This is a genomic window from Bacillus sp. FJAT-27245 (assembly GCF_001273955.1).
Lineage (GTDB): Bacteria > Bacillota > Bacilli > Bacillales > Cytobacillaceae > Bacillus_D.
Genome location: NZ_LIGI01000001.1, coordinates 2469904 through 2490815 on the forward strand (window position 1 = coordinate 2469904; position 20912 = coordinate 2490815).

A 20912-nucleotide genomic window follows, 5' to 3' on the forward strand; every position below is an offset into this window, starting at 1 on the left:
TAAGGCTCCTTTCAGGCAAGGGCAAGGAAAGGCGGGCAAATTTTCACTTCCATCAGCAAGGAATAGTATGGGAAATCATTTTTCACAGATAAACATGTTGATTTCTTCCCTTTCAACCACACTCTTTCATGGACAGCCCTTCTTTTATTAAAAAAAGAAAGGCCCTTCCCAAATGGAAGGAGCCTGTGATTCCCGATGATGGATTATTCTTTGATAGCGGCTTCCAAAGCTACTTCGATCATGTCGTTGAACGTTAACTGGCGTTCTTCGGCACTCGTCACTTCACCGGTAAGGATATGGTCGCTTACAGTCAGGATGGATAGTGCCTTCCTGCCGTATTTTGCCGCAAGCGTATACAATGCGGTTGTTTCCATTTCAAGGGCAAGGATTTGGTATTGGGCAAGCTTTTCAAGGTCGGCGTTGTCATTGTAGAACAAATCCGCGGTGAATACACTTCCAACCTTTAAATTAAGGCCCTTTTGGATTCCGGCATCATAGGCATTTCTCAGCAATTCAAAGTTTGCAGCAGGAGCATAGTCAATGCCGCCAAAATTCAGCCTGTTAATTTGGGAATCGGTAGAAGATGTCATCGCCAGGATAACATCGCGAACTTTTACATCCTTTTGGATGGCGCCGCAAGTACCCACCCTGATCAACGTTTTAACATCATAGCTCTCGATCAGCTCATTTGCATAAATGGAGATGGACGGCACGCCCATTCCTGTACCTTGTACGGAAATCCTTTTCCCTTTATATGTTCCTGTATATCCGAACATATTCCTGACTTCATTATAGCATTTCGCATCTTCAAGGAATGTTTCGGCAATATATTTCGCGCGGAGCGGATCTCCAGGCAATAAAATAGTTTCGGCTATTTCATTCTGTTTCGCACCAATATGTATGCTCATACTTATCCTCCTAATCAAAAGTTAGAGGTCTAACCTCTTCACCCATCATACCATATTCATGGTGAATGTTAAAACGTTAATATAGGAATGGACCTTAAAAATTGAGGGATAATAGTAAAAGGCCCGGCTGTACTCGGGACGTCTTCCTAAATGCGCGCCCAGGAGGGATTTACATGGGAAAGAAGCATCGAAACCGGATCAACGCACCTAAGAAAAACAACCATATACCGCCGGAACAGATCATCGCGGAGCATGAAGCGCATGTCAAGGAGTACTCTGCGAAAAAACGCAAGAACACGTAGAAAATGGAGCAGCCCCCGCTGCTCCATTTTTTCACTATTAAGAATAACGTTGTATAACCGCCTGGATCTTCTCCCGGACTGCCGGTAAATCCGATTCGGTTACCAATAACCTAACATTCGACTCATCCATCGAAAGCGCTTCGGAGAGGAATCCGCCCAGTCCCCGGGCACGCCGGTCGACCTGCAGAAGCACTTCAATTTCTCCGCCCTCGCCCGGAAACATGACTACCTCCAGTTCATCAAGCCTGCCCCGGAACCTGCCGGAAACAGGCACGTATTCAAATTCCTGCACGAATGGGAGACGGCGCCTCAGTCGGTACGGGACTTGTTCGCAATCCGCTTCCCTGAGCCGGAAGCCCAAATCCTCAACAGCCGAAAGAATGGCGGACATCCCCTTGTTCGGCAATACCCTGACATAGTCCGTATCGGTTGGGTCAACCGCATTTTTAATATCAAGTCCGGTTGATAGCCAAACCTTCGTCCGCCCGATTGTTACCGGTGCATCAAGCGGAAGCCTGAACGAAAACGGAAGCTCCTTTTTTTCATTTGGCCTGATAACGAATGGTTCGGATAGTTTGAACCGGTCAATCGCCATGGCAACATTGTATTTCTTGTCACCGGATTCCTTCTGGTATGTAGTATTCAGCGACAAGTAGATGGAATCGATCATTTGTTCTATGTTGCCGCCCGTTATCTCGACTATTCCCCTTACCGTTTCGCCAGGAACAAGTGTATCCCGCTCGAGCTTCGTATCGACCTTTGTTCCGCCAATTCCCACGCTTGCCAGCACCTTGTTAAATAACGACATTTCTTCTTTCCCCCTCATAAAGTAATTTTCCGATATCTCTCCTAATTTCAGTGCAATCATTATATTCGCTTTCAATTAGTAAAAGCCTTTTAAGAATTGTTTTTGCACCGCGGGAAATTTGCAGCTCCTCCTCCCAGCTTCTTTCCGCCTGACCTTCTGCAGGTGTATAGGAAGAGTAGAGCAAAAAGAGCAGGAAATGGCCCAAACCGTAGAAATCTGATTGTCGATTCTTCGCTTTCCGGAGCCGATTGTGTGATCCCGGAAACTTACCGTTGCTTTTCTCGGCTTTTCGGGCAAGCCCGAGGTCAATCAAGTAAACTTCATCGCCATGCATAAGAATATTCGGAAGCCTGATATCCCTATGGATGATGTGGATGGAATGCAAATAATCCAAGATCCTAAGCAATTTGTCGGCAATCCCGAACGCTTCTTTTTCCGTGTAGGAGTTCCCTTCCTGAAAAACAAGCTGTTCAACTGTTTTACCTTGTTTATACTCCATAACGAAAAAAGGGATTTCCTCGTGAGTACCGCTCCGGTAATAATCTGGCAAAGCAGGATGGCTTGTTTGCTGGAGCATGAACTGTTCCGTACGGAAACTTTCCCGTCCCCGAACAGACAGCCTCTTATGAAGCCGCAACGTTTTTAGGACAACCGGACGGCCTTCTGCCATGTCAAAAGCGAGATAGGAATGGCCATATCCCCCTGACCCAAGAAGCGCTTCAATCCTGTACCTGCAATCGATAGCCATGCCCTTTGGAAACGGCCTTTCAATCGCATCGGAAATCGCTAGCATGAGGCTTTTAAACAAAAGTGAGCATCCCCTTACCGGCTTCGTCAGCTGCTGAAAAAGCTTGAGAAGCTTTTTCCTTTAAATTTTTTCTTGTAATGATAATGGCCATGGTGCGAATGTTTCTTGTGCTTCATATATTTCCAGGCATCGCTTGAACTCATGTATTTTTTCGGCCTTTTATAGCCTAATAGCATCTTTAGGATTTTTTTCAGCATCGTTTTTCCTCCCCGGTTTTGATAGGTTATTTACGCATCCGAAAAAATAAAGTTTCAAATTTTCGCCGGAAAATTCTTTTTTCACATAAAAATACGGCCCTATTTGCCGGCAGGCCGTATGGTCAATCTCTCATTTTTCTTCATCAATGATTGATTTTTCAAGGAGGTACTCAAATGTTATATCCGCCAGTTCTTCCAATTCTGCTTCAGATGGTACGAAGCCTCTTCTTATAAGCTCCTGAAAGAAAAATTCCGCTATTTCTTCCGTATCGATAATCACTTCAACTTCTTTCATTCGCACCGCCTCCTTTTTACAAAATGTATGAATCTTGAAAGCTTTTCATGCTTATAGCTGAAATAAAGGCCATCCTTAGGAAGTTGCGCGGGAAGGCGTGGAGTGGTTGTTGAAGGGGTACGGGCAAACACGATTAAACGTGTTTTTTTCCGTCATTTTTATGGAGGTCTTGCAGTTTTTTTAAAATAACTTCCATTACCTGGGAGTATTCATTGTCCCCGAAAAGCTGGTGCATGATTCGATAATCGTTGTAAATGTCGAGAAGGCGGTCGATATACTGCCTGCGCTCCTTTTTCCTTTGAAGTTCCTCCGCTTCGGTTTTCTTGCCTTGTCCTTCGCTTTGTTTCGTTTTTCGGGACTTTTCTTGTTTGCCAACGATTGATAAGAAGCCTAGCTTGCTAATGAACGTATCGGCATGTTCCGCATCCGCGAGCAATGTTAATTCTTCCTCGCCAGCCTCAAGCCATTCCCCATCTTTCACCCTGGCAAGCTCGTAAATAACATCCTCCCACGCATCTTCTTTATACCGCCAAATTTCCGTCCGCACGCCTACAACCTTGAAAAGGTCATTTCCGTATCCTTTTACCTGGACAAGGTCGCCGAAGAAAAACTTATATTCAATACCAACATGCTCCTCCTCAACCGGGATGCCATCATATTCCGACAGCAACTGGAGCGAGGCTTCCTTATACAGGCCTTCACTGTTATTGACCTCATACATAAATTGGCTGTCTACCAACTTGATATCGGTCACTTTTCCAACGGTTCCATACATTACGATAACGACAGTATCGCCTAGTTTATACTTCGGAGTTTTCCTCTTCTCCATCACGTTCACCCCCCAACCCGGTCGCCGAATGATTACAATAGTATATGCTCATGATGTTTAAGCGCACACGGTGGGTAAAATAAAAACGCCCTCCAAATTTTGGAGAGCGGTTCCGATTTATTTTTGTTCCGTTAAGATATATTCCTGCCATGCCTCATCAAAAACGGACATCGTATCAAGGTAATCTCCATTCAGCTCAAGATACGCGCTTATTTCCCCGTAGTCTTCCGAATGTTTCGGGAAGCTGTGGTCCATGTAGGCGGAATTGGCGAACTTGCTGATTTCGTCCTTCGGTTTTGGATGCCTGTATTTCATTAAAAAATGGTAGAATGATTTCCGCATCGGGCACCTCCTGGCTAGTCCATTTTAACAGATTGGTCTATTTCAATTGTGATTCCTCTCCGGTTGGCGGCGATGCTCGCATATGCACCAACCGGAATCGTTGCAATCGGTTGGGTGTGGCCAAAGTTGACGTTTCCGATAACAGGGATTCCCTTTAATTCCTTTTTGGAGTGAATAATCCTCATAAGAGCCTCCTCGGTCATATGGGAATCCTTCTGGAAACGTCCGATCAATATCCCTTTAATCCCTTCCGCTCCCGGCTGGTGAAGGAGCGACTGCAAATCACGGTCAAACGTAAGGGCATGCGACTCCATATCATCCTCTATGAAAAGAATCGAGTTTGTAAGGGACGGCATATATTCGGTCCCTTGCAGAAGGTTCATCGTACAGAGGTTTCCCCCTATCAACGTCCCTTCCGCACTTCCTTCCTGAATTGGCAGAAATCCATTTTGCTTAATAAATGTCCTGTTTTCCTGGTCACGGTACCAAGGATCATCGCTCCACACTTCGGATGGCTCAATTTCGTATGGCGCGTCGTTTGTCGCCGCTTCAAGAAAAGAAGACAGTGTATATTCCAATCCATGCTTAACGCCAAAGCTTGAGAAATGAGGCCCTGAATACGTGATCAGCCCGGTTTTCCTGAAAATGGCCAGGCTAAGCGCGGTTATATCGCTGTACCCGCAAAAGAATTTAGGGTTATTTTTTATTAATTCCCAATCGATATACTTGAGAAGCTGATTTGAATTATATCCCCCAATGACAGTGAGGATACCCTTTACGCCAGGGTCGGCAAACGCTTCGTGCAAATCCTCAATCCGCTGCTCAATCGGGGAACTGAAAAATTCATCATGGCCGTGGACATGCTTTCCGAATGTTACCCGAAATCCAAGCCCTTCAAGCCTGCCAACCGCGAGCTTCACTTGTTCTTCCTTTATTAAATCCATGCTTCTTGCCGGGGCGATGATTCGTATTTGATCCCCCGGCGCCAGCCTTTTTGAAAGCATCCCCTTTACCCCCCTCGTAAAATAACAATATCATAACAAAACATAGGCTTGGGTTAAATACTTTCTTAAGGGCTAAGCGGGTTTTCTGTTTAAAGTAAACTAGTTTTTGTTTTACTGTAATCTCTATTTCGTTTATATATAATTTCCTAATCGTTTATTCCCTTCAACACAAAAAGCCGCCGGTAATCCTGGCAGCAAGATAGTAAACAGGGACAGCTATGAATCAGCTGGAACCTCTCAATATTTATCGTTCACGTTTAGGTGTTTTTGGCTAGGCTAGCCAGCAGCAGGTTCCAATAATAATAAGCAGTATGAACAAAACAACAATCAGGACAAAGGCATTTCCGAAAAATCCTCCCACAGGCCCGCAACAGGCCCCAACTGGCTGGGCATAGCCGCAATACCCTCCATATCCATACATGTGCATTCCCCCTATTTCTTTTTCACAACACTGTATGATTAAAGCGCCCAACCGGTATGGGCATTCGCCCATCAACACCATGGAAAGTGGTGCGGGAACAACCCTTTTCCTTGTAATTTTCACGAAAATAGGTATATTCTCTTATTTTATTTCAAAACGATTAAGTTAAAATGACAGTATGATTACAAAGCGAAGATGGTGAAATCCATGAAAAAATCATCTATACGGATGCTCATTATCCCTGCAGTACTGTTTATTATACTTCTTGGGATATTCAACCCTTTTACTTTGGCAAAGGAAGCCCCCGCTGCTACTCCCGGCTTTTACAAAAAAATCGCCCATGGCAACGACTTCAGCTATATGATCATCGGCGACAGCATTGGGCGGGGATCCGGCGTGAGCCATCGCGACGAAACATGGTTCGCCCTTTTTGAAAAGCAAATCAAAAGTGATTACGGCTCTGCCGGCACTCGCCATTCAATCGTCCAAAGCGGTGCTACCTCTTTTGAAGGATTAATCAAATATGATAAAGTAAAACCCGCAGCCCCAGTTGACCTCGTGTTCATCGTTTTCGGCGAAAATGACCGTAAATACATGGATGCCCGGCAGTTCTCCTTTTTTTATGAACAGCTTATACGAAAAGTGAAAACCGATCAACCTTATGCGGATATCATAACGTTTACGGAGAGCTGCCTTACCCATGAAGATTTCGCGGAATCAATCCGCACGGTAGCTTTACATTACGGTGCCGTTAACCTCGATATGCGGGTGCCCTTTAGAAAATCAGGGTTGGATGCCAGAAAGCTCACCCGTGACCTTGTCCACCCGAACAAATTAGGTTATGAATTATATGCAAGCGAAATCGCAGCATCGGTTAAAGCCTCTGTCCAATCCGGAAAAGAATCCGCCCCAATGCCTGCTCCAATCCATGATGGCTTGTCAAAGGAATACATGGAAAATTGGGAGCCAACTAAAAAATCAGCATTTGTAAAACGCAAAAATGGTTATTTCAGCGGGGAAAAAGGGAGTTTTATCGAATTTGAATTCAGTGGGGAAATCGTCGGCTACACAGTCGAACGCGGCCCTGAAGGCGGTGAAGTGGAAGTCATCATTGATGGGAAATCGTTCGGTACTGTTTCAACATGGTGGCCGTTCAAGAGGGAAAGGGCTATTTTTTTGGCTAGTTCGCTCGAAAAAGGCCCTCACCGGATCCGTTTTATCCCTACCGGTAAAATGTCCATTCATGGCAGCCCGGCGGCAAAGCCTTCTGTCCTTATCAAGGCCATCATCGCCGAAAAAGTTACCCAATAGTTTCAATCAAGCAGTTCAGGGGCTATAATAGATAAAAAAACAGCCGGAGAGAAGCATGAAGACATTACTGAAAAACTTTATTAACGGTATCATCACGATTGTTCCCATCATTATTGTCGTCTACGTCATATACAAAACGTTCGTTTTCCTCGACAGCCTCCTCGGGAATTTCCTGAGGCAGTATATGAAAAACGATTATATTCCCGGAATAGGACTCCTTCTGACTATCATACTCATTACGTTTCTTGGGTTCCTGTCGACAAGGTATATTGCCGGCAAGCTGATTGGCTTAATTGACCGGCTCCTCGAACGGATTCCAGTAGTTAAAACGATTTATTCGGTCATCAAGGATACTGTCCAATCGTTCCTTGGCGAAAAGAAATCCTTTTCCAAGGTTGCGATTGTAACGATTCCCGGGACGGAAATGAAATCGCTTGGGTTTATCACCTCAGAAGACCTGGAGAGCTTCAACAGCCCGCTCGGGAACCATGTTGCCGTATATGTACCGCAGACCTTCCAGGTGGCCGGCTTTACATTCCTAATACCTAGGGAACAAGTTGAAATCATCGACGTGAAACCGGAGGAAGCGATGAAATTTATCCTGTCCGGAGGCATGGCAAATAAAGGATCGCACACAAATTCCACGCAAAATTAAAAAAACCGCTCTGGGCGGTTTTTTATTTTGCGGTAATTTTTATAAATGGAGTCGTTCCGCGTTCCACTCTGCCCGAAGCGAGAATATCGATTTCCATTGAATCGCTGTTCGTGATAATCAAAGGCGTGACTGTGCTTTTCGCTTTCTCGGATACAATTGCCATATCGAACGTTACCAGCTTGTCGCCGGCCTTGACCTTGTCGCCTTCCCGAACATGCGCCGTAAAGCCCTCCCCTTTCATCGAAACCGTCTCAAGGCCAATATGCAAAAGGATTTCCGCCCCATTCGCCGCCTTGATGCCGACCGCATGCTTCGTTGGGAAAACTTGAATGATTTCTCCGTCTGCCGGTGAGACCACAACGCCTTCGGTTGGCTCAACCGCAAGCCCGTCCCCCATCATTTTTTGCGAAAAAACAGGATCGTCGACATTGTCCAATAAAGTGGCCATCCCGGTTAAAGGCGCGACCAACACAACTTCCTTTGTTTCTTCCTTTTTGCCGAATAATTTCTTGAACATTCCAATCATCCTTTCGAATGTAGTCTGCCCTTTTCCTATTCCCTTATTTTTAAGGGCTTAACTAAGGTGATTATACCCAAGTCCCTCCTGGAAGGAAAACAAGTTGCCTTTTACTCTATTAAAAGGGGTTCTGCTGCATGTGAAGTGAAGTAAATCTTCTTTCAGGAAAAATGGGGTATTTCTTCCGGATTTCACGGCGAATCTTCCCGGTTTTAGGGTGAATCCCCCCTGTGGACTTTTTTGAAAGTTTAGATAAAGGCGAATCCATCAAAAAATGGGGGCGAATAATTAAGATAATGGGGCGAATACTCCCTCGAATGGGGCGAATCATTTTCAAAAAAGCAGTTCAAAGCTCGTTTTTCCCAAAAAAAGAGAAAAGAGGCCTGCATCGCGGCCCCTTTTCCCTATTTCTTCTTCGTTTTAATTTGCTTATGAACCGTTTTCCAGCGCTTCTTTTCCTCTATCTGCGCGCGTTTGTCCGCCTTCCGCTCAATAAAGGCAAGTTCTTTTTGAAGCTTGTTGTAGCTAAACAGCCTTTCTTCGGAAAGAATGCCGCTGTGAATCGCTTCCCAAACAGCACACCCAGGCTCATCCGTGTGACGGCAATCCCTGAACCTGCAGGAGCCGCCCAATGCTTCAATATCGGAAAAAGCCCCGGCCAATCCGTCCTGGCTCTCCCACAATTGCAGTTCCCTCATCCCCGGAGTATCAATCAGGACCGCGCCTCCTGGTAAAAGAACGAGTTCGCGGTGGGTAGTCGTATGGCGCCCTTTGTCATCGTCTTCCCTTATTTCTTTGACCGCCTGCTTACTTTCACCGAGCAGTGAATTGGTCAAAGTGGACTTTCCGACCCCGGAAGAACCGAGAAGCGCGACCGTTTTTCCTTCTTCAAGATACGGTTTCAGCCTGTCGAGCCCATCGTTTAGTTCCGCGCTCACCGGGATGATCGGGACGCCAAGCGCGACAGCTTCCACCTCGGCAACCTTTGATGCCACATCTTCACAAAGGTCTGCTTTGCTCAGGACAATCACCGGATTCGCACCGCTTTCCCATGCAAGAAGCAAATAGCGCTCGATCCGCCGTACATTCAAATCATCGTTGAGGCTGTTAACAAGGAATACTGTATCGACATTCGCGGCGACGATTTGCTCTTCGGCTGTATTGCCGGCCGCCTTCCTCGAAAATTTGCTGAACCTCGGCAGGATGGCATGGATTGTACCAGTGCCCTCATCTTTCCTCGCAGAAAGGATTACCCAGTCGCCTACAGCGGGAAAATCCTCCCTCGAGCTTGCCTCAAAGGAAAATTTGCCTGATACTTCGCAAAGGAGTTCGCCTTCATCCGTCCACACCCTGTACATCCGCTTATGTTCGAGGGCCACCCTGCCAAGAATACAATCCGTCTTCGGAAAACCGGCCAATTCCATTTTCATTTCTTCTTTTAAACCAATCATCATTAAATTCAATCCTATTTCCCCCTAAAAATAAATAAACCGCAGGCATACACAGCCGCGGTTTGCTCTTAGGGGAAATGGACAGACTGGTCCTTTTGCCTAAATAACCGTAAGGGCTGTGCAAGAGTCGACAACAATGGATACAATGCTCATTTTTCTCATTACACTTCACCCGCCTTTTTATTAGATGAATTTAGTATATGCAATTCTTTTTAAAAAGTAAACAAAAACATTTCCGGATTCTGCATATATTTCTTTCTTCTTCCATAGTTTTAGTCGAGCAATTGAAAATGGGGTGAAGAGAGATGCAGGAATCAATCAGGGCAATCTGGAATTTTACGAAACTTGAACCAATGGGTAGGGGGATTGGGGAGGCTATCCTCGCCAACTCTTCAATTGGGACGGTTGATTTGTTCATAAATGGCCTTAGGCTAGTAAAAAACTTGTCTTTTAAAAAGAGAAGCCTTCCGTTCGCCCTCCCGGCAGGCAGGTGCCAAATTGATGTTTTTTCCAAAGGAGTCTGGGTAGCCACAACTGAGCTGATGGCTGAAATCGATAAGGAATACTTTATCGCCATTACCGGCTCTGCGGAAATGGTAGACGTTTTCACCTGTCAAACAGGGGGAGCGATTCCGCATGGTGAAGCTGCCGCAAGATTCGTTCATCTCGCTCCCCTTTTTGGAAAATTGGATGTCTCTGTCCATAAGGGGGATGTCGTTTTCGCAAGCGTGCCTTATCTTGGCTTAACGGATTCCCTTCCCCTCACGCCGTTTTTGGTAAACCTCGAAGCAAGGGCTGCGGGTACGAAGAAAATCCTTATCTCCATGCCGGATGCCTTATTCGAACGCGATACAGCCTACCTCGTCTGCTTTATTGGAACGGAGGCCGTTTTTTTAAAAGAAAAATGAGTGCCCCACGTTAACGGGGCACTCATTATTTTACCGGGACAAGCAGCGTGAACGAAATATCATCCTTCTCCAGGTCAAACGAATTCGCCATGAGTTTCGCATCGCTCTTCAGCTTCAGCTGTTGCATATGGACGATTACCTGGCGTTCATTGGAACGGATTTCGACGCCTTTTGGTAGTTTGTAGCTCTTCCGGATAAATTCAAGCACATATGGAACCGGGAGGCGCAGCTGTCCAACAGAAATGGACTTCTGCCTAAGGAGCATATCGCCATTGTCCAAAGCTTCCGGAACGAATGTCAGTTTCATATTCAATTCCTGGCTGAAAAATGGCACAGTCCCATACAGTTCGACCTCATCATTGACCCGAACCTGGTAATCGACCGGGGTATCGGCCACTTCCTTCTCAAGGTAATGGTTGATCAGTTTATTGACGTCATCCCTGTTCGTGCGGATTAAAAAGCTGACCGTTTCGCCTTCCTTCACCTTTGTCTGTTCCTTTTTCATCCCATCAGGCGGAACCGTTGCCAGGATGAAAATCGTCACTAGCGCCGCCAATACAAGCCCCAATAAAACAAAAAATGCCGTTCTCCATCTATTTCTCATCAAAACTCTCCCTTATCGCCCGCGCTGGCTGATTTTCTTGCAAAAGCCGGCAACGCACCGTCCTCCAGCGTTTCATAGACTCGTTCCGCAATTAATTCATACCCTTTGTCGTTCGGATGAAACTGGTCATCGAACAGCAAGTTCTCCTCGCCTTCCCCAAACAAATCACTGATTCCAACAAAATACGTATCCGAATAGCGTTCCAGAAGCGCTTTTTCGCCCTCATTCCAGTCCGCAACGATTTGATCGAGTTCTTTCACATCGGGAAACCACTGCATGAACGGATTGTAAATGCCGATAAGGACAATCATTGCATCCGGGTTAATCGTCCTTACTTTTTGAATGATTTGGTCAAGCCGCTTAAGATAGGACCGCTCCTCTTTTTCAAAGCTTTCAACCTGCAAATTCAAAATGTTATTCCGGGCAACCTTCATGACATCGTTGCCGCCAATCGTGATGACGACCATATCGGCTTCCTTAATCCCGGCCATCACTTTTTTTTGGCGGAGGCGGTCAAGTAGCTGTTCGCTCCTTGTCCCTTTGATTCCGAAATTTTCGAAATGCGCTTCTTTAATGCCTTTTTCTTTTTCAAGAAGCGATTTTAAATAGGGGAGGTATCCCCCTGTTCGGGTGCTGTCCCCGACTCCCTCCGTCAGGGAGTCGCCGATTGCCGCGATTGAAAGCACCCGGGGAACGAAATCTGCCGGAATCGTCCGATCGTTATCAATCTTCATTTTTTTAAAAGAGTGGCTGCCTGCAACGATTTCCTGCTGGCAGGAAACTAGAAGCAAAACAGCCAGGAATAGCGCAGTAAACCGCTTCCACATGGTGCTCCCTCCTCCCCAATTAACTAATTATCGTACAGTTTCTCTACATGCCCCAATCCAATGAAAGAAAAAAGCCCTAAAAATGGGCTCTATTGGAGGGTTTTAATATCATCGAGAATGGATTCATATGGAACATCGCTAACCCCTGAATAATACTTTTTCACAAGGCCGTCCTTGCCAACGAGATAGAAGGTTGTCCCATGGATGACCTGATCCCCTTCTTTTGGCTTTTTAACAATCGTCTTGAAGTTTTTTAGGGCATATTGTTCAATCTCTTCCTGGCCATAGCCAGTCAGGAAGTCCCAATTTTTATAATCAACGTCGTACCGTTCCCCATATTCCTTCAGTACTTCCGGCTTATCGATTTCCGGGTCGACACTGAATGAAACAAAGTGGATGTTTTTGATTCCCTCTTCTTTTGCCTTCCGTTGGATTTCCGCCATATTCGCCGTCATTGGAGGGCAGACCGTGTCACATTCGGTAAAAATGAAGTCGGCCATCCAAACTTTCCCCTTCAGGTCTTCAATTCCAAGCTGTTTTCCATCTTGGGTTGTACCCGAAAAATCCTTAAGCGGCCAATTCTGGGCGTTTTCCAGCTCTTTTTTGCCACAGGCTGTCAAAAGCAATGCAGCAATGGCGATGCTTAGAAAAATAATTCTTACTTTCAATGATTTCACCATCACTTTTCGATGTATTCGTGAATAGTTTAACAAACAAGTGATGAAGTTGGAAAGGCATTTGCCTCTCCTTATTCAAAATAATACATTAACGCAATTGCCCCGGGCCCAGTATGCGTACTCACCGTTGAATTCGTATAATCGGTTTCGACGCCTTCGTAGCCAGTAAGCTCGTATATATTTTCTTTTATCTTTTCAGCCAATCCCGCCGCACCAGCATGAGCAATGCCGACACCCTTGATTGTTTTCCCTTTAACATCATCGGCAAACTGCTTTGCGAGATACTTCACGACCTGGGCATGGCTTCGTACCTTTGCGACTGGCGTGTATTCCGCTCCTTCAAGTGAAGCAATCGGCTTTATGTTCAGGAGTGAACCAAGGAATGCTTTTCCTTTTCCGATCCGTCCGCCCTTTACGAGGTTTTCAAGCGTGTCGACCATTATATACAGGCGGGTGTTTTCCCTGATTGCCTCAAGCCTTGCCAGGATTTCATCCATGGTTTTCCCTTCAGAAGCCATTTCTGCTGCTTCCCGAACCTGAAAACCAAGCGCTTTTGAAATGAATTCCGAATCGACAACCGTTACCTTCGCCTCCGACATTGAAGCCGCGCTTTCCGCGGATCGGACAGTCCCGCTCATTTTACCAGTCATATGGATGGAAAGGACCTCGTACCCATCCCGGCCAAGACGGTCATAGACTTCAAGAAATGCCCCCGTTGAAGGCTGGGAGCTCTTTGGAAGCTCCGATGATTGCTTCATTTTTCCCAAAAAAGTTTCCGGATCGATATCCACTCCATCCAGGTACGTCTCCCCGCCGACATTAATCGCGAGCGGAACCACCTCTATCCCATAGCGGGTTATCGTCTCCTTCGGCAAATCCATTGTTGAATCGGTTACAATTTTTATTTTAGCCAACAGTTTCACTTCCCTGCTTATGCACTTAGTACCTATTATACCTATTCCCCAGTAACGGACAAATAAAAAGGGACCGGTTTCCCGGCCCCAAATCATTACGCGTTGTTCTTTAGTTCACCAGACTTGAAAAGTTGCTCATAATCAGGCCATCTCAAGGCGCGTTTCAAATAATCCCTAAAGGAATAACAGTTTCTCGGATGCTTTTCACGATAAAGCGAAGCAATGAATGTTTGCAAACGGAATCGGATCATTAAACTATAAGGGTTACCTTCCTCCAATACAGGAATCTCCACAATTTTAACCTTCTGTCCAACAGCATTTTTGAACTCCAGGCTTTTCACTAACAAAATATCAATCCTCTTTTTTTCCCGTTTGATTATATTATACCTTACTTTAATCCCGAAATGTGTCTGATTATGCTCAGATTACCTAATTTTTTTGTACACTGGAACGAAAAATTCACACATACTCCCGTTGAGTTGAAAAGCTTTCCTGCTTCGTATACCCGGCAGACATATATTCAAGCCGGCTTGGAACGTCCCGGCATTCCGGCGCCAGCAGATTCGCCCGCGTAATATCAGCTCCGCACACAGGACACAGCCACGTCCCTGTTTCACAGCTGCTGAATGATGGTTTGCTGCATTCAGTGCATACTTTTTTGTACATCCCCCAACTCTCCCTTACCCCTCAATAATATGGCTTTGGCTTGTACTGCCATGAATATTCATTTTCATATGAAAACAGACCTTGATTTCTCCTTTATCCAAATCAAGGTCCCTTTAAACATTTTTAGTTAGTTTTTTTCGTTTTCTGAAATAAATTTGCATCCCGACGCCTGAGCCAATAAGCCCGGCACCAATTATGATTAAATTATATATTGAGGTAGCGGTATATGGCAGATGGTCTCCTGGACCAATTGGTACTGTTTCTTCAGGTATTTCAACAGCCTGGGTATCCTTGTCTGTTCCGCCAGGCGTAGGATTGTCCGGTAATTCTACAGTCGGGGGTTCCTCACTATCCGTATCCCCCGGTTCTCCAGGCTTTTCACCGTCCTCCTCATCATCCGCATGTTCTGGACCCTCACCGACATCAGGTTCTTTATCACCCGGTGGTTGAGTAAACGGTGGTTCTTTTTGGGGAGGATCTTGTTTTGGAGGATCTTGTTTAGGCGGATCTGGCTTTGGCGGGTCTTCTTTAGGTGGTTCCTGTTTAGGCGGATCAGGTTCGGGAACCCATTCAGGCGGAATCGTCCCATTAAATGAACCTTCCACGAAAAATTTGAACTGGAATTCGCAGCCGAGTCCTTGGTAATCATTATCAAGCTCTCCTGGGATCAATACTGAAAATAAAAGCTCTTCATTCGAACCTTTGCTTAAGAAGCGGGGTTCTAACTTTTTAAAGTCACTTAACTTCCCGTAATAAAAAACTTCATTCCCTTTTGAAATTTTTAAAAGAAGTTCTTTAAAGTATTTCATTGATCCATCATTGAATTTTCCCGAAGCAATATAGTTGAAATTTTGGGTCCCTTTATTTTCAATTAACAGCGTACGGGTAGCGCGGTCGCCAGGTTTAAGGTTGTTCAAATCGAACAGGACCCTTTCAGGGGAAGTTGAAATATCAATGGCGTAATTGTTAGGCGTTGCTAAAGTTGATTTAGGATATAAAAGGAGTGAAAAAATTAAGAGTACAATCGATATTTTCACCAATTTCCTAACCTTATTTTTCCCCATAATTAACCCACCTTAAAGAAAAACTATATTAAGGTGAGGAAAACCTCACCTTAATATTAGTTAAAATTAGCTATGATTAATTATTTGGTGCTTGTACATCTATTTCTTTTGTGTATGTCTTGCCAAGATACACTACGCTAAATGTCATTTTATAGGATTTACCTTTCTCCACGTTATGTTTTGTTTCTGTAGCATTTACTTCTGAATTATCACTAAACTTGAAAGTTACAGTTGCTATTAAATCGTTATGATTTGCATGACTTTCAATTTTCACAGGACCTAATACTGTATTTGTCAAAGTAATTTCAGGTGTGGGGTTTTCAACTACAGGGCGATCATTAAGGTTATTTGTATTAGTATATGTGTTATCTGTGCTAGTCGCATTGCTCAAGTTATTTAGGTTATAAGTAATGCCGTCATACTGCAAGCCAGTAAATTTAAAACCTAGGCTTGTTATATCACCTTGTAGACTATTTTGTTCCTTTCCTGTATCCTTAAATTTCAATTTATAAGTTACTGCTTTTTTTGGAGTTGTACCTACCTTTGAATCTAAGAAACCGATATATTTACCTACCCCTGCAACTATATTCCCATTTACTGTAGTTGATGAATCCGCTTCTACTTTAGATTGCAGGTCAGCTAAAGTTGCAACACCCGGCGTTAGCCCCCAAGCAGCTAATAAATCTGCCCCACCAAATTTTAGCGATTCAATGACAATACTTTTGTGAGTGTCATGGTCACTTCTTGCGTCAACGTTCATAAATACGTTCATAGGAAGAGTTCCTTCGTTTTTCAAAATCATTGCGGGATCTTTATTTTCTGCTTCAGCGACTAGAGTGTCGCCCGGTTTCCAGCCAGTAATGTTAAACTTTTCGAGCATTGGCGTATCCGGTTTAAGTACGATGGTTCCGTTAGTAAATTTGCTCGTCGCATCAACCGAATCACTAAAGTAAGCAAATGTCCCCCCCATTAATGCCATTGCTCCCAGTCCGATAGATGCCATACTAAGTGCCGCTTTTTTCTTTAAACTCATTATTAGTTCCTCCTCGCCCTTTTAAGGGTATGTATTTTATTATTGAATCTTGATATAGGAAATTTTCTTTCCTATCAAGAGTGCAAACAAATTAAGGTAATTGAAGTTGATTGTTCGGGTTTTCTTTTGTTACTTGGTTTGATGGATCCCAGACCCTAAAAATCCTCCACAGAACAAATGAGTTATATATGATTATTAAAATGCTTGGAATAATTAGACTTAGTGCAATTCCCTTTTTAGATTGTAAAAATTTCAATATATAACCCGCATAAGGAATGTCAATCCCTGAGAATTTTCCAATTACATTATGTGCAGGGACAGGCATTGGATCCTGTGCAGGGTTGTTATCCCCTTGAGTGATAAATTCTAAAAAATCTCCTTGTCCTCTAACCTCTTTGATTCTATGGGTGATAATCCTTTTATCCTCGTGAATGGGAGAGTAGAAAGTGATAATGTCACCTTTGTTTAATAAAGACAAGTTTTCTATAGGCTTTATTCCGACAACAGAACCAGTTTGAATGTTTGGTTCCATAGATCCTGAGAGCACCAACATCAATTGATTTCCCATTATAGAAGGCTGACCGCCTGTAATTCTAGAACTCACCATTACATATAAAGAAATTAGTAGAATCACTACCAGCGAGAGAGTAATAAGCTTGCTAAAAATCCTAAGAACCATTTTCATAAAATCCACCTCAATAATCGTTGTATTATGTTATTTTAAACAAAGCTAATTATTTTCTGAGCTCGTTTCGACCTCTTCAGCTATAGTCGCACTTTCTTCAGCTTGGCTACTACTTTCTTCACCGGCGTCTTCTTTTAATTGATTACCAGTTGCTTCTTCTAAAATGGGAGTCTCTATTTTTTTGGGAGTAAATTTCTTTACTAATTCAGTGTCTGTTTTTATAGTAGTTTGTTGTTTTTTGCACATATCGACATGACTCTTGAAGTACTCATCACTTTTACAAAATTCATCCAAATTCTTTATTGATGTAGAAAATTCAGCACTTTCCATAAAATAAGAATAGGTATCCGCTGTAATTGTGCTAAAAACCAATAATATTAAATGGAATATCAAGAAATTAAAGAAAATTGGCAAACTTATTTTTCTTCTTTTAACATTTTCATACCTAGTTCGACTCTTTCTACTAGGAAGGAAATCCAAATCTTTCACGCTCCTTTACTGAAGCAAAGTTGAATCCCGTTCTTTTAAAAGAACTTGTAAATTGATTATATTCTATCTTTTAGAACAAATAAAAGCCTAAAAAGAACCAAAAATACATTATAAAGAACACATTCCTTTAGTTTCCTTCATTTTCCTTCTTTTATCTCACTTTCTTGTATTTTATAATGGAATTAACGTTCGATTTAATGAATATTTTCTCTCGTCCATCAAATGTAGTCTATTTTTAATAATCTCCTTCTGAATGAAAAAAATAATATTTGATTGCTATAGAAGGAAGCTGTCTATACCAATAAGCAGAAAACAAATAAATTGAAGATAATTTGACGTTGATCATATAAGGACCAAGATAGATATATGACGAAACTGAAAAGAGATAAGGATGCGATCGGATTCGAATTGCTTAAACGGAAGCTTAATTAATCCTTTTTTCCAGAAGAATCAAATGTATTGTAACCTATTTATGGGGCTCGGCTTTATGGAGGTTGAATTACTGCAGTGAGAACAATAGTGTAGAGGCTCGATATTAAGCAATTATGGCAATACACACTTTAACCCATAAAAAAAGGAGCAATTACCTTTTACGGCCAATTACTCCCAGGGCTTTATTAAAACCTCCACTTTTTGTTCAGACCGAGGCGGGGGKATTTTTTTCAACAAATTATCTAGTACATATTACCAAAAGAGAGTACATTAGTCTTGTTAAAGCAAGCAGCGTCTCAAATATAAACCGGCCTCCCCATTTACAAGTTCAGCTTTAATGGCAAATATTACTTCACGTGAAATCTCTTACTGCTAAATGAGAAAATAATGATGCTTGCCTTTCGGTGTACGCGACTTCCTATGTATCCAAATTATTAGCGTGCGATTTACTTTTGCTTATTTTATGTGCAACCAATAAAGTAATGATAAAAAAATAAAAACTATAAATAGCAAAAGAAAGAATTTTGCTGGACTCAAATAAACTCCCGGCAAATGTAAAGATGATAATTGAAGGCAATTTTCCAAGCAATGTTGCAATAATAAATGGTAGGATATAAACACGGCTAATTCCGCAAACAATTGTTAATATTGGTGAAGGAATGACAGGAATTAGCCGCGAAACCAAAATGCCCATAAAAGCATTTTTTTCAAAAAACTGCTCATATTCATTGATACGTGGGTACTTCTTTATCCAGGATTGTGCCAAGCTTTGAAAACCACTCCGTGCAAGAAAAAACATTAATAATGTTCCTAAGGTTATTCCAGCAACTGAGATTAAGATTCCAAACCCTACTCCAAATACCGATCCTACTATACCTGAAGCTAACGAATAAGGGACAACTGGGAAAAATACAAGCAATGCAATAAAGAGTATACTAACCGGAATCGCTATTTCCTCACCTGTTCGAATTGTATCCAGAAACGGCTCCTTATAATATAAAACAACAAAAATCAGGCACGCCGAAACTATAAAACTCACAATCCTATTCACTTACTCCCCACTCTCCCAACCAGGTTAAGCAAATTAAAATTCTAAAGGAGGTTATAATTATCCTCTATGGAGCATTCGAGCGATTCCCATTTTCCAACACTTGAAAATCCCTTTGGCAAACTACCTTTTCGCCCAAATAAACTTTCGCTGAATAACTTCCATCGTTCATTACCATGTAATCCCATGTTGAAAACCGGGCATGGTAGTGGGGTTCTTCTACTTTGTTTTGAAATTCTAACGTTCCATCCGAAACTTTGAAAATATAAGTTCCAGTTGGGGACTTAATGCTTGGCCCCGAAATAACGAGTTTTACATTTTGTCTCATCTCCGTATCAAGATTGCCCAAAGGGTCACGCAAATGAAACTTAATAGGAGTCGTTGATTTCTGATGCATCGTATATTGCCTGTTGCTGAAAGGGGGCTCAAAACAACCGTCCATAGGGATTTGATCTTCATGGGCAATTGCCGTAAAATCAAAAGCAACGCTGGTTGATTTGCCTTGAGCTTCATTCCCTGTCTCAATCGGCAGTTCGGCGGTAAAAGTCAGTGTTCTCCCTTCTGAAATAGCGATGGTCCCAAGAGCAAATTGACTTAACCCACTTAACGGACCTTGAAAAAGCCGTCCCTGCCCATCGGAAACCGTTAGCTGAATTTTATTAAAAAGAGCCTGGTCCCCTGATTCCTGGCGGGAGCTGACCGAATAATTGAAATCAAGATTGCCATTATTACTGACATTGAGAATGGACGTTTTCTTATCCCCCGGGGCCATGTTTTTTGCAATCAAAAAGCCATTTGCCGGTGACGTAGAAATATCTACATAGTATGTAGTCTGGTCTGCTTGGGTCCCATGTACTTTCGCAAGTGAAACTAAAAGCAGCATAAGAGACGCAATGGTAATCCATGTATATAAAATTCTCTTACCTCTCATGGCAATCCCTCACGATACCAAACCGCGGCTGGAGGTGCCGCGGTTTTTTGTTATTAAGGGTTATTTTTATCTTGCTCCGAAAAGAACCCAAGATCAAAAATAAAATTTTTATTTTGAATAATATTGCCCGCCGACTTATCTAATGAGACTTCGAATGTTATATTCAACGGTCCCGGTTGAAACTCTCCGCTTGTTCCCGTTAATACTGGTTCATTTAATAAAGACGCATACTCATCTTCATCTTCAAATATTAAATTCTTCAAAGGACCATTGTATAATTCAATATCAAGGTCTGGAATTGCAACCATTACATTAGCTTTTTCTATAAATTCGTTGAAGGAATCTCCTGAAATTTCACCATTAATGGTTCTAGTAGTTACAGGAGTTCCCGGAACTTTATGTGTAAAAGTTGACCTAGGGTTGGCTTTCAATCCTGTTATTCTGGCATCAAGTGTCCCTTCATTCCAAACTATCATTGTACGCTTAACTTTATCCCCGGGAGCCCATCCGCCAATTGCCTCTCCACTTGGGTTAATATCTTTTTTATCGTAAGGATGTCTTCCCTTAGGATCAAGTTGATTAGTATAGAACATTGGGCCAGGATTATAATCCCCATGATCTCTTTTTTGTTTTAAAATTAATGTTCCTGTCGAAAAATTATTATCTTCATTGGTTGTATTACTTGTAAACAAAGAGTAGGTTGCTCCTCCTACTAAAAAGCTAATGCCTAGTATTCCAGTTCCGATTGATAGCATTAATTTCCTTTTATTTAACACCATTACACCT

28 protein-coding genes are annotated in these 20912 nt (G+C 43.0%); 4 read left to right on the forward strand and 24 right to left on the reverse strand.

Annotated features, from left to right (window positions below; translation table 11 throughout):
• Positions 1 to 203: 203 nt before the first annotated feature.
• Positions 204 to 908 carry a purine-nucleoside phosphorylase gene (gene deoD, locus ADU24_RS11930; protein WP_053366844.1) on the reverse strand — a complete coding sequence of 235 codons (705 nt, stop codon included), beginning with the start codon at positions 906 to 908 and terminating at the stop codon, positions 204 to 206.
• Between the two features lie 173 nt (positions 909 to 1081).
• Between deoD and ADU24_RS23350 the strand changes: the two genes are divergently transcribed.
• Entirely contained in the window at positions 1082 to 1210 is a 129-nt protein-coding gene (locus tag ADU24_RS23350) for a hypothetical protein (protein ID WP_197277506.1), read from the forward strand.
• A 37-nt stretch (positions 1211 to 1247) separates the two neighbouring features.
• Here ADU24_RS23350 and ADU24_RS11935 read toward each other — a convergent pair whose 3' ends face one another.
• From ADU24_RS11935 to ADU24_RS22585, 8 genes are all read right to left on the reverse strand, one after another.
• A complete protein-coding gene (locus tag ADU24_RS11935; RefSeq protein WP_053366845.1) occupies positions 1248 to 2018 on the reverse strand; it encodes a sporulation protein in 771 nt (256 codons plus the stop codon).
• Positions 2005 to 2826, reverse strand: coding sequence for a serine/threonine protein kinase (locus ADU24_RS11940; protein ID WP_053366846.1), 822 nt, complete (start codon positions 2824 to 2826; stop codon positions 2005 to 2007). The genes ADU24_RS11935 and ADU24_RS11940 overlap by 14 nt, the downstream gene beginning before the upstream one ends.
• Positions 2827 to 2852: 26 nt before the next feature.
• Entirely contained in the window at positions 2853 to 3023 is a 171-nt protein-coding gene (locus tag ADU24_RS23355) for a hypothetical protein (RefSeq protein WP_197277507.1), read from the reverse strand.
• Positions 3024 to 3153: 130 nt separating this feature from the next.
• Positions 3154 to 3318 carry a YozD family protein gene (locus ADU24_RS22580; RefSeq protein WP_082306891.1) on the reverse strand — a complete coding sequence of 55 codons (165 nt, stop codon included), beginning with the start codon at positions 3316 to 3318 and terminating at the stop codon, positions 3154 to 3156.
• Positions 3319 to 3451: 133 nt separating this feature from the next.
• Positions 3452 to 4147 carry a hypothetical protein gene (locus ADU24_RS11945; RefSeq protein ID WP_053366847.1) on the reverse strand — a complete coding sequence of 232 codons (696 nt, stop codon included), beginning with the start codon at positions 4145 to 4147 and terminating at the stop codon, positions 3452 to 3454.
• A 117-nt stretch (positions 4148 to 4264) separates the two neighbouring features.
• Entirely contained in the window at positions 4265 to 4489 is a 225-nt protein-coding gene (locus tag ADU24_RS11950) for a YozE family protein (RefSeq protein ID WP_053366848.1), read from the reverse strand.
• A 14-nt stretch (positions 4490 to 4503) separates the two neighbouring features.
• Entirely contained in the window at positions 4504 to 5493 is a 990-nt protein-coding gene (locus tag ADU24_RS11955; RefSeq protein ID WP_053366849.1) for a S66 family peptidase, read from the reverse strand.
• A gap of 271 nt (positions 5494 to 5764) precedes the next feature.
• Positions 5765 to 5914: a YjcZ family sporulation protein gene (locus ADU24_RS22585; RefSeq protein WP_156324570.1), complete on the reverse strand. Its 150-nt coding sequence runs from the start codon at positions 5912 to 5914 to the stop codon at positions 5765 to 5767.
• A 207-nt stretch (positions 5915 to 6121) separates the two neighbouring features.
• Here ADU24_RS22585 and ADU24_RS11965 point away from each other — a divergent pair, with 207 nt between their 5' ends.
• Both ADU24_RS11965 and ADU24_RS11970 read left to right on the forward strand, forming a co-directional pair.
• Complete coding sequence (locus ADU24_RS11965; protein WP_053366851.1) at positions 6122 to 7225, forward strand: SGNH/GDSL hydrolase family protein; 1104 nt, start codon at positions 6122 to 6124, stop codon at positions 7223 to 7225.
• Between the two features lie 55 nt (positions 7226 to 7280).
• Positions 7281 to 7880: a DUF502 domain-containing protein gene (locus ADU24_RS11970; protein ID WP_053366852.1), complete on the forward strand. Its 600-nt coding sequence runs from the start codon at positions 7281 to 7283 to the stop codon at positions 7878 to 7880.
• A 22-nt stretch (positions 7881 to 7902) separates the two neighbouring features.
• On the opposite strand, the gene ADU24_RS11975 is transcribed toward ADU24_RS11970, so the two are convergent.
• Positions 7903 to 8397 carry a PTS sugar transporter subunit IIA gene (locus ADU24_RS11975; protein ID WP_053366853.1) on the reverse strand — a complete coding sequence of 165 codons (495 nt, stop codon included), beginning with the start codon at positions 8395 to 8397 and terminating at the stop codon, positions 7903 to 7905.
• Between the two features lie 404 nt (positions 8398 to 8801).
• A complete protein-coding gene (rsgA, locus tag ADU24_RS11980) occupies positions 8802 to 9860 on the reverse strand; it encodes a ribosome small subunit-dependent GTPase A (RefSeq protein WP_442853742.1) in 1059 nt (352 codons plus the stop codon).
• Between the two features lie 293 nt (positions 9861 to 10153).
• On the opposite strand from rsgA, the gene ADU24_RS11985 reads away from it, so the two are divergent.
• Complete coding sequence (locus ADU24_RS11985; protein ID WP_053366854.1) at positions 10154 to 10756, forward strand: DUF4397 domain-containing protein; 603 nt, start codon at positions 10154 to 10156, stop codon at positions 10754 to 10756.
• Between the two features lie 25 nt (positions 10757 to 10781).
• Here ADU24_RS11985 and ADU24_RS11990 read toward each other — a convergent pair whose 3' ends face one another.
• The 13 genes from ADU24_RS11990 to ADU24_RS12050 all read right to left on the reverse strand — a co-directional run bounded on the left by ADU24_RS11990 (position 10782) and on the right by ADU24_RS12050 (position 20902).
• Positions 10782 to 11360 (reverse strand): YpmS family protein, encoded by a 579-nt coding sequence (locus ADU24_RS11990; RefSeq protein ID WP_053366855.1) that lies wholly within the window; start codon positions 11358 to 11360, stop codon positions 10782 to 10784.
• The gene (locus tag ADU24_RS11995) at positions 11360 to 12187 is read right to left on the reverse strand and encodes an SGNH/GDSL hydrolase family protein (RefSeq protein WP_053366856.1); all 828 of its coding nucleotides are present in this window, start codon (positions 12185 to 12187) and stop codon (positions 11360 to 11362) included. The genes ADU24_RS11990 and ADU24_RS11995 overlap by 1 nt, the downstream gene beginning before the upstream one ends.
• An 89-nt stretch (positions 12188 to 12276) precedes the next feature.
• Complete coding sequence (locus tag ADU24_RS12000; RefSeq protein WP_197277571.1) at positions 12277 to 12867, reverse strand: SCO family protein; 591 nt, start codon at positions 12865 to 12867, stop codon at positions 12277 to 12279.
• A gap of 68 nt (positions 12868 to 12935) precedes the next feature.
• Positions 12936 to 13778 (reverse strand): DegV family protein, encoded by an 843-nt coding sequence (locus tag ADU24_RS12005; RefSeq protein ID WP_053366858.1) that lies wholly within the window; start codon positions 13776 to 13778, stop codon positions 12936 to 12938.
• 95 nt (positions 13779 to 13873) lie between these two features.
• The gene (locus ADU24_RS12010) at positions 13874 to 14125 is read right to left on the reverse strand and encodes a DUF2535 family protein (RefSeq protein ID WP_053366859.1); all 252 of its coding nucleotides are present in this window, start codon (positions 14123 to 14125) and stop codon (positions 13874 to 13876) included.
• Positions 14126 to 14237: 112 nt separating this feature from the next.
• Positions 14238 to 14444 carry a hypothetical protein gene (locus ADU24_RS12015; RefSeq protein ID WP_053366860.1) on the reverse strand — a complete coding sequence of 69 codons (207 nt, stop codon included), beginning with the start codon at positions 14442 to 14444 and terminating at the stop codon, positions 14238 to 14240.
• Between the two features lie 113 nt (positions 14445 to 14557).
• Positions 14558 to 15508: a hypothetical protein gene (locus ADU24_RS12020; protein ID WP_053366861.1), complete on the reverse strand. Its 951-nt coding sequence runs from the start codon at positions 15506 to 15508 to the stop codon at positions 14558 to 14560.
• Positions 15509 to 15584: 76 nt separating this feature from the next.
• Positions 15585 to 16541: a TasA family protein gene (locus tag ADU24_RS12025; RefSeq protein ID WP_053366862.1), complete on the reverse strand. Its 957-nt coding sequence runs from the start codon at positions 16539 to 16541 to the stop codon at positions 15585 to 15587.
• Between the two features lie 91 nt (positions 16542 to 16632).
• Positions 16633 to 17226, reverse strand: coding sequence for a signal peptidase I (locus ADU24_RS12030; protein WP_053366863.1), 594 nt, complete (start codon positions 17224 to 17226; stop codon positions 16633 to 16635).
• Between the two features lie 45 nt (positions 17227 to 17271).
• Positions 17272 to 17715 (reverse strand): hypothetical protein, encoded by a 444-nt coding sequence (locus ADU24_RS12035; RefSeq protein WP_156324571.1) that lies wholly within the window; start codon positions 17713 to 17715, stop codon positions 17272 to 17274.
• A gap of 850 nt (positions 17716 to 18565) precedes the next feature.
• Positions 18566 to 19198: a TVP38/TMEM64 family protein gene (locus tag ADU24_RS12040; RefSeq protein ID WP_053366865.1), complete on the reverse strand. Its 633-nt coding sequence runs from the start codon at positions 19196 to 19198 to the stop codon at positions 18566 to 18568.
• 64 nt (positions 19199 to 19262) lie between these two features.
• Complete coding sequence (locus ADU24_RS12045) at positions 19263 to 20126, reverse strand: hypothetical protein (protein WP_053366866.1); 864 nt, start codon at positions 20124 to 20126, stop codon at positions 19263 to 19265.
• 53 nt (positions 20127 to 20179) lie between these two features.
• Positions 20180 to 20902, reverse strand: a complete 723-nt coding sequence (locus ADU24_RS12050; RefSeq protein WP_156324572.1) for a hypothetical protein — start codon at positions 20900 to 20902, stop codon at positions 20180 to 20182.
• Between the last annotated feature and the right edge of the window lie 10 nt (positions 20903 to 20912).

Coding starts and splice junctions, on each gene's coding strand:
- deoD (WP_053366844.1), bottom strand. CDS start 908: ATGAGCATACATATTGGTGCGAAACAGAATGAAATAGCCGAAACTATT.
- ADU24_RS23350 (WP_197277506.1), top strand. CDS start 1,082: ATGGGAAAGAAGCATCGAAACCGGATCAACGCACCTAAGAAAAACAAC.
- ADU24_RS11935 (WP_053366845.1), bottom strand. CDS start 2,018: ATGTCGTTATTTAACAAGGTGCTGGCAAGCGTGGGAATTGGCGGAACA.
- ADU24_RS23355 (WP_197277507.1), bottom strand. CDS start 3,023: ATGCTGAAAAAAATCCTAAAGATGCTATTAGGCTATAAAAGGCCGAAA.
- ADU24_RS22580 (WP_082306891.1), bottom strand. CDS start 3,318: ATGAAAGAAGTTGAAGTGATTATCGATACGGAAGAAATAGCGGAATTT.
- ADU24_RS11945 (WP_053366847.1), bottom strand. CDS start 4,147: ATGGAGAAGAGGAAAACTCCGAAGTATAAACTAGGCGATACTGTCGTT.
- ADU24_RS11950 (WP_053366848.1), bottom strand. CDS start 4,489: ATGCGGAAATCATTCTACCATTTTTTAATGAAATACAGGCATCCAAAA.
- ADU24_RS11955 (WP_053366849.1), bottom strand. CDS start 5,493: ATGCTTTCAAAAAGGCTGGCGCCGGGGGATCAAATACGAATCATCGCC.
- ADU24_RS22585 (WP_156324570.1), bottom strand. CDS start 5,914: ATGTATGGATATGGAGGGTATTGCGGCTATGCCCAGCCAGTTGGGGCC.
- ADU24_RS11965 (WP_053366851.1), top strand. CDS start 6,122: ATGAAAAAATCATCTATACGGATGCTCATTATCCCTGCAGTACTGTTT.
- ADU24_RS11970 (WP_053366852.1), top strand. CDS start 7,281: ATGAAGACATTACTGAAAAACTTTATTAACGGTATCATCACGATTGTT.
- ADU24_RS11975 (WP_053366853.1), bottom strand. CDS start 8,397: ATGTTCAAGAAATTATTCGGCAAAAAGGAAGAAACAAAGGAAGTTGTG.
- ADU24_RS11985 (WP_053366854.1), top strand. CDS start 10,154: ATGCAGGAATCAATCAGGGCAATCTGGAATTTTACGAAACTTGAACCA.
- ADU24_RS11990 (WP_053366855.1), bottom strand. CDS start 11,360: ATGAGAAATAGATGGAGAACGGCATTTTTTGTTTTATTGGGGCTTGTA.
- ADU24_RS11995 (WP_053366856.1), bottom strand. CDS start 12,187: ATGTGGAAGCGGTTTACTGCGCTATTCCTGGCTGTTTTGCTTCTAGTT.
- ADU24_RS12000 (WP_197277571.1), bottom strand. CDS start 12,867: ATGGTGAAATCATTGAAAGTAAGAATTATTTTTCTAAGCATCGCCATT.
- ADU24_RS12015 (WP_053366860.1), bottom strand. CDS start 14,444: ATGTACAAAAAAGTATGCACTGAATGCAGCAAACCATCATTCAGCAGC.
- ADU24_RS12020 (WP_053366861.1), bottom strand. CDS start 15,508: ATGGGGAAAAATAAGGTTAGGAAATTGGTGAAAATATCGATTGTACTC.
- ADU24_RS12025 (WP_053366862.1), bottom strand. CDS start 16,541: ATGAGTTTAAAGAAAAAAGCGGCACTTAGTATGGCATCTATCGGACTG.
- ADU24_RS12030 (WP_053366863.1), bottom strand. CDS start 17,226: ATGAAAATGGTTCTTAGGATTTTTAGCAAGCTTATTACTCTCTCGCTG.
- ADU24_RS12045 (WP_053366866.1), bottom strand. CDS start 20,126: ATGAGAGGTAAGAGAATTTTATATACATGGATTACCATTGCGTCTCTT.